This is a genomic window from Neobacillus citreus (assembly GCF_018343545.2).
Taxonomy (GTDB): domain Bacteria; phylum Bacillota; class Bacilli; order Bacillales; family Cytobacillaceae; genus Neobacillus; species Neobacillus citreus.
Window position 1 is genome coordinate 20,625 of record NZ_JAGYPE020000069.1, and the last position, 7,398, is coordinate 28,022.

6 protein-coding genes are annotated in these 7,398 nt (G+C 42.4%); all 6 read right to left on the reverse strand.

Features of this window, described 5'->3' with window-relative positions:
* Positions 1-63: 63 nt before the first annotated feature.
* Positions 64-1,866 (reverse strand): glutamine--fructose-6-phosphate transaminase (isomerizing), encoded by a 1,803-nt coding sequence (gene glmS, locus KHB02_RS25355; protein ID WP_213148178.1) that lies wholly within the window; start codon positions 1,864-1,866, stop codon positions 64-66.
* 453 nt (positions 1,867-2,319) lie between these two features.
* Complete coding sequence (gene glmM / locus KHB02_RS25360; RefSeq protein WP_213148179.1) at positions 2,320-3,672, reverse strand: phosphoglucosamine mutase; 1,353 nt, start codon at positions 3,670-3,672, stop codon at positions 2,320-2,322.
* A 36-nt stretch (positions 3,673-3,708) separates the two neighbouring features.
* Positions 3,709-4,926: a CdaR family protein gene (locus KHB02_RS25365; protein ID WP_213148180.1), complete on the reverse strand. Its 1,218-nt coding sequence runs from the start codon at positions 4,924-4,926 to the stop codon at positions 3,709-3,711.
* Entirely contained in the window at positions 4,919-5,746 is an 828-nt protein-coding gene (gene cdaA, locus KHB02_RS25370; protein WP_213148181.1) for a diadenylate cyclase CdaA, read from the reverse strand. The genes KHB02_RS25365 and cdaA overlap by 8 nt, the downstream gene beginning before the upstream one ends.
* 126 nt (positions 5,747-5,872) lie before the next feature.
* Positions 5,873-6,496, reverse strand: a complete 624-nt coding sequence (locus KHB02_RS25375; protein WP_213148182.1) for an anti-sigma factor family protein — start codon at positions 6,494-6,496, stop codon at positions 5,873-5,875.
* An 18-nt stretch (positions 6,497-6,514) separates the two neighbouring features.
* On the reverse strand, positions 6,515-7,078 hold the full coding sequence (gene sigW, locus KHB02_RS25380; RefSeq protein ID WP_213148183.1) for an RNA polymerase sigma factor SigW: 564 nt from the start codon (positions 7,076-7,078) through the stop codon (positions 6,515-6,517).
* Positions 7,079-7,398: the final 320 nt, after the last annotated feature.

The window sequence follows — 7,398 nt, forward strand, 5'->3', positions numbered from 1 at the left end:
TCCAAAAGCAAAAAAAAACGGTTCTTTTGCTTCAAAACTGAAGCAAAAGAACCGTCCCCATGCTTACTCCACTGTTACCGACTTCGCGAGGTTACGTGGTTTGTCGACGTCGCAGTCGCGGTGCAGGGCTGCGTAGTAGGCAAGGATTTGTAATGGTATGACAGAGATAAGTGGTGTTAATAATTCGTGCACTTCTGGTATGACGAAGCTGTCTTCGTCCATGTTTAGTCCGTTCATTGAGATAATGCATGGATTAGCGCCGCGGGCCACAACTTCCTTCACATTGCCGCGAATGCTTAAATTCACGCTTTCCTGAGTGGCAAGAGCAACGACTGGAGTACCTTCTTCGATTAAGGCAATCGTTCCATGCTTTAACTCGCCGCCAGCAAAGCCCTCTGCTTGAATATAAGAAATTTCCTTAAGCTTCAAGGCGCCTTCTAAGCCAACATAAAAGTCAATGCCGCGGCCGATAAAGAAAGCATTCCGTGTGACTGAGAAGAATTCACGGGCAATGACTTCAAGTATTTCCTTAGAGTCACATAGAACATCCATCGCATTAGCAACTAAGCCAAGCTCATGAATCAGATCAAAGCCAACTTCTAAACTGCGACTCTTGGCTGTCACTTCGGCTAAAATTGCAAGAACTGCCAACTGTGCTGTATAAGCCTTAGTCGAAGCTACAGCGATTTCTGGACCGGCATGCAGCAATAAAGTATAATCCGCTTCACGTGATAATGTCGATCCAGGCACGTTTGTAATCGTCAACGCTGGATAGCCCATTTCTTTTACCTGAACGAGAACGGCACGGCTGTCGGCAGTCTCACCGCTTTGTGAAATGAACACAAACAATGGCTTTTCAGATAAAAGCGGCATATTGTAGCCAAATTCGCTGGAGATATGGACTTCAACCGGAATCTTTGCCATTTTTTCAATGAACTGCTTACCAACAAGTCCTGCGTGATAAGAAGTCCCTGCAGCAATGATATAGACGCGGTCAGCAGCGTTTACAGCATCAATGATGTCCCGGTCAATCACAAGCTTGCCCTGCTCATCTTGATAATGTTGAATGATTTTACGAATAACAGCAGGCTGCTCATCAATTTCCTTCAACATATAGTGAGGATATGTCCCCTTTTCAATATCACTGGCATCAAGCTCGGCTGTGTATGGCGTACGGCTGATGACTTCTCCATCTATGTTTTGAATAGTTACTTCATTTTTTGTTACGATGACGATTTCTTTATCCATTAATTCAACAAACTGATCGGTTACTTGAAGCATTGCCATCGCATCGCTCGCGACCACATTGAAGCCGTCCCCTAGGCCGACAAGCAGCGGGCTTTTATTTTTTGCTACATAAATGGTGTTATTGTCTTCTGCATCCAAAAGCGCTAGTGCATATGAGCCATGCAAAAGTGTCAATGTTTTGCGGAAGGACTCTAATACGCTCAGGCCTTCGTTTGCAAACTTCTCGACAAGCTGCACAATGACTTCTGTATCGGTTTCACTTTTGAAAGAAACATCTGCTAAATATTCGCGCTTTAGCAGATCATAGTTTTCGATGACGCCGTTGTGAACAAGCGTAAAGCGGCCGGATGCGCTTTGATGCGGATGGGAATTTCCTCTGCTTGGAACCCCGTGTGTTGCCCAACGTGTATGGCCAATTCCAACGTGTGCCAATACTTTTTCATCGACAATGCTGCGAAGGTCGGCGATGCGTCCTTTTTCCTTGAAAATTTGAATCCCGTCTTCGTTTTTAACAGCTATACCTGCTGAATCATAGCCTCTATATTCAAGCTTTTCTAAACCTTTTAGTAAAATTTCCTTCGAATCTAAATTTCCAATATATCCAACAATTCCGCACATATTTATTCTTTTCCTCCCTGATATAGGGGGCAAGAAGCTTTGGAGGCGTACCTGCCCCCTTATCTCTGTTTTTTTATAGGTATCTGTCTATACCTTTTTCAACATTATTTTAGTATGTGCATTTTCTCCCCTTTGTGCACCGAGTTGCCTCCGTGTTTTAAGGAAGAAATTGACGGTTGTGCGTTTCAACCGGGAGGTATCCGCCGAACATTTCGATAATCCTCCACCTCGTCAACTAGCCAAACCCTCTGTCGGCTAGTTCTGGCGCTTTTGTAAAACAACTGTTCTACCGCTGCCCCCCTTCCAATAACATTGCCTTTCATTAAGCAAAGCAAGTTAATAGTACATGATACGCATTGGTTCGTCAACTTAAAACTTAATGGAAAAATTAAAACCATACATAATAAAATATGCATAAGGGAATTAGAAGTTCCCTTATGCATATAGCGAATTTTATTCTTCGTTTAAACCCATTTCCGCCTTAACAACAGCAGCAATACGGTTCACATATTCTTCGCAAAGCTCCTCTGAAGATGCCTCTGCCATTACGCGGACAAGCGGTTCTGTTCCTGACGGACGAACAAGAATGCGTCCGTTTCCAGCCATTTCGCTTTCCACCTGTGCAATAATCTCTTTTACCTTTTCATTATCGGTTACATGGTGTTTGTCTGTAACCTTGATATTGACAAGTTTCTGCGGGTATTTTTTCATTTCGGCCGCTAGTTCTGAAAGCTTCTTTTGAGTTGCTTTCATAATATTCACTAACTGCAGGCCTGTTAATAAACCATCACCAGTCGTATTATAGTCAAGGAAAATAATATGACCGGATTGCTCACCGCCAAGGTTATAGTTATTTTTCTTCATTTCCTCGACAACATAGCGGTCACCCACTGCCGTAGGAACACTTTGAATGGCTTGGCTTTCTACTGCTTTATAAAAACCAAGGTTGCTCATGACAGTTGAAACAATGGTATTATGCTTTAATCGGCCCTGTTCCTTCATGTATTTTCCACAGATATAAAGGATATGGTCGCCATCAACGATGTTCCCTTTTTCATCAATCGCAATCAAGCGATCGCCGTCGCCATCAAAGGCCAAACCAACGTCCGCTCCTTTTTCCTTCAGCAAAGCAGCCAGTGCTTCTGGATGGGTTGAGCCTACGCCCGCATTAATATTTAAACCATTTGGAGCTGCTCCCATCGTCGACAAATCAGCATCCAAATCAGCAAACAAATGCATCGCAAGCGACGAGGTTGCCCCATGGGCACAGTCCAATGCCACATGGATTCCGGAGAAATCTTCATCCACCGTATTTTTTAAATATTGCAGGTATTTTTGACCGCCTTCGAAATAGTCCATGACAAGACCAAGGTCGGCCCCTGTCGGACGCGGCAGCTGATCCTCTGGCAAGTCCATCAAACCCTCAATTTCCAATTCCTGCTCATCAGAAAGCTTAAAACCGTCCGGACCGAAGAATTTAATTCCGTTATCCGCAACCGGATTATGAGAGGCAGAAATCATAACACCTGCCTGTGCACCTAAAGCTTTAGTCAAATAGGCAACACCTGGTGTGGAAATAACACCAAGACGCATGACTTCTGCTCCAATCGAAAGCAAACCGGCGACAAGCGCACCTTCTAGCATATGCCCGGAAATCCGGGTATCACGTCCAATTAAAACCTTTGGACGGGCATGTTCCTTTGTTAACACATATCCGCCAAACCGGCCAAGTTTAAAAGCCAGTTCCGGAGTTAATTCGCTGTTTGCGACTCCACGTACTCCGTCGGTTCCAAAATATTTTCCCATTCTATTATCCGCTCCTTCTATATCTATTGCTCCGAATTAAGCATTGTTTGTTATCGTTATTTTTGCTGTAGATTTATCAGGCTTATAATTAACATTCGGCGGGCCATCAATATGAATATTCACTTCATGATTACCTTCCGGAAGGCTTGAGAGATCAACATATGCGTTAAAATCTTCAGGTCTGAGACCGCTTAGGGCAGTGCTTGGCCCATTTATGATTAAATTAATCACTTTGTTTGCCGGGTCGGTAATGTCCGCTTTCAAATTAGGCCCTAAGCCTTTAATCTTAAGCGGCACTCCGGATACAGTTGTTTCCGCCTGCTTGCTCACCTTTACAGTAGCTTTTACCATTTGCGGGGTTACCTTCGAGATGCCATTTGAAATAATAACAGGCAAATCCAATGTCGTATTATCATTTATTTTACTGACATCCACTTCTACCCTGACACTTTCGGTATTTTTTAATATATCTTCATCCCCTGTGATGACAGCCTCCGCTGTATCTAGGTCGATGGAATCTATTGTCACGCCGGCCGGCGGAGAACCTTTTCTAATTATATTGATGGGAACCGTTTTGGCGGTTTCTTTGATTGGAAGTGTGACCCTAACGGTTTCCGGTTCCACCGTTACATCCAGTTTATTTAAATCCTTATCAAGAACCTGAATCCGAGCCGATTTTGTTGTGGTTTCCTTCAGCTTTTCTTTCTCCTCAAGGACGGCCTTAACATACGTAATTCGGTCGATTTCACTTTTGGCTCCAGTAATTTTTACCCTTTTCGGTTCCACTACTGGGGTTCCGGCAGCATAGCCATCTTCAATTTGGCCTGGGTTAAACTCTGCCTCAATCTTGAATTCCTTTGTTATTTTTTCCTGTATGGTTACATAAACGGAGTTCGGCTTTATGGAAGCCTGCAATTTATCGGATAAGTCCTTAACCTTCAGATTCACCTTCTGCCGACCTATTTTGGCATTGGTTAAATCCACATAAACCTCAAAGTTTCTTAAAGCCTTAGCCGACTGAATATGTGTGATCGGCCCTTTGAGGCCGACATCAACAGTATATGGTACTCCCGAGACGACTAGGTTTTCAGTATCATAATAAATCTTTACCGGTATATCTTTTATGGTCTCACTCGTTTGCTCTCCAGGCACATATACATCTTTGCCGGCATGCGGAACAGAGGAGTATAACAAAACCGCCAATACAAGTGCCAAGATTTTTATAAACCATGGGGTATCCATTAATTTATCCATTGCTTTTTCCCCTCCAGTTCCAACGAGCTGAAGAAGCTTGTTTTGCTTTGTGCTGATCCAGCAATTCATTAGTCAGTAATTCGCGAAATTCATCCGCTTTTACATCACGGTGCAACTCGCCATTTTTGGTAAGCGAAATGGCGCCCGTTTCCTCCGATACGACAACTGTAATACTGTCCGTCACTTCGCTTATTCCTAAAGCCGCCCTATGCCGTGTTCCCAATTCTTTTGAGATAAAGGGGCTTTCTGATAAAGGCAGATAACACGCCGCTGCCGCCACATTATTTCTTTGGATAATGACTGCGCCGTCATGAAGCGGTGTATTCGGAATAAAGATATTGATCAGCAGTTCAGAAGAAATTCTTGAATTTAATCCAATTCCCGTTTCTATGTAATCGCTCATCCCCGTTTCTCTTTCAATCGAAATAAGGGCTCCAATCCGCCGTTTCGCCATATAATCTGTTGCTTTCATAATGGCTTCCACTGTTTTCTCCTGATCCTCATCTTCAGGATTGTTTGATCTGGAGAAAAACCGGCCTCTTCCCAACTGCTCAAGAGCCCTTCTAAGCTCTGGCTGAAAAATAATGATAATGGCTAGGAATCCGTAGGTAATGACCTGCTCCATCATCCAACTCAAGGTGGTCAGCCCGAAAAAATCACTGGCGACCTTCACAAGCAGAATAACAAAAATTCCTTTTAAAAGCTGAACCGCTTTGGTTCCTTTAATAATATTAATTAATTTATAAATGACATACCAGACAAGGACAATATCAATTGTACTCGATATATACTTCCAGAATGTCCAATCGGCAAACGGCATGGTTTTTCCTCCGTAAATTTGCTAGTAAAACAATATAACCAATACATTATATCACAAACTAAACTTGTACTTATTATATGTTACTGTTTAAAAAAACAAATCACTCCATTTTGAGTGATTTGTCATTTATTTAGTTTCCGTCTGGTTAAAAACACCTACTACGTCTTTAGCTGTTTTTTTCATCTGGTACCAGATCCAATCAAACACTTCGTTTACTACCTCAATATCGCCCGTAACATGTCCTGCAGAAGCGAGGTACTTTTCCCCATTGATGACCGTTGCATCTCCCTGGATTTCTCCTTCTATTCTGAGTGTTCCATTTCGGACGACAACGTCACCCTTGACGACTTCTCCCTTAGGGACAATGACCGTGTTGTTTTTGACAATTAAATTCCGTTGTTTTGTCACAGAGAACTCCCGCTCATGATTCCACGTTGACATCAGGCTGCCACCCATTAAGACAACAAATAAGGACGCTGCCGTTAGAATTGGGTGATTCTTAAACCAGCGTGTCATTAGTACCTTCTTCTTTTCCTTCGGCAGACGTGCCAAAACATTGGCTGTAAAATTGGCTGGGGCCTGCATATTTGAAACGCTTTTGACAAAAGCGATCGTTTTCTTCAGTTCGTTAAAAATCGTTTCACAGTCTTTACAGTTTTGGAGGTGTAGTCGTAAAACCTTCTCCTTTTCTGAATCAATTTCTTCGTCCAAGTATTCGTGCATGAGTTCGATGATATGGTCTGGACACATTCTTGTTTCACCTCTTTTTTACACATACCTTAATTGTTGTTTCAATGCTTCTCTTCCGCGGTGAATTCTTGTTTTGACTGTTCCAACCGGAAGGTCGAGAATTTCACTTATTTCGTTTAAGGACAAATCCTCCATGTATTTTAATACGATGGCTGACCGATATTTTTCGGGGAGTTTTAAAATTTCCTTTTGGACTGTCTCTTGCAGCTCCATGCTTTCTAATTCCTTTTCCGGCAGTTCGGTATTGGATGGAATCTGCGAATACATCGTCAGCCCTTCCGTACCGACCACATCTGCATCTAAATAATGGTCCGGTTTCTTTTTACGCATCCGGTCGATACAAAGATTGGTGGCAATACGAAAAAGCCACGTGGAGAACTTTAAATCTTGGTTAAAGGACTTTATATTCACATAGGCACGGATGAATGCTTCCTGTGCTGCATCCTCAGCCTCATGCCGGTTACCAAGCATTCGAAAACAAAGCTGAAAAACACTGTTTTTATATATTTCAACAATTTCCCCAAATGCGTCTTGGTCGCCTTTTATGACTTGTTTTATTCTCTTTTTTACTATAGCTTCCATTAAATTACCTCAGCTCCAATGCTGCTATCCGATATACGTATCGTTAGCAAAAAGGTTTCGTTTTAGGTAAAAAAAGTTCTCAATACCTATAATTTTAACAAAAAATTAGTAAAAATTGCTAAAAGAATTCATAGAGGTATTAATAGTAATGTTACATTGGAATTATGAACGTTTTGTGGAGGAACGATAAAAGAATTGTAAAAAGTGGCGTGATAGCGGGGGAAAAATAACAGCTGCCTAAAGTTGGCAGCTGTCGCGTAGTTTTTATAGAAGTTTTTCGCCAAATAAAGACCCCATCAGTCCGACAGCAATGGAGGCGG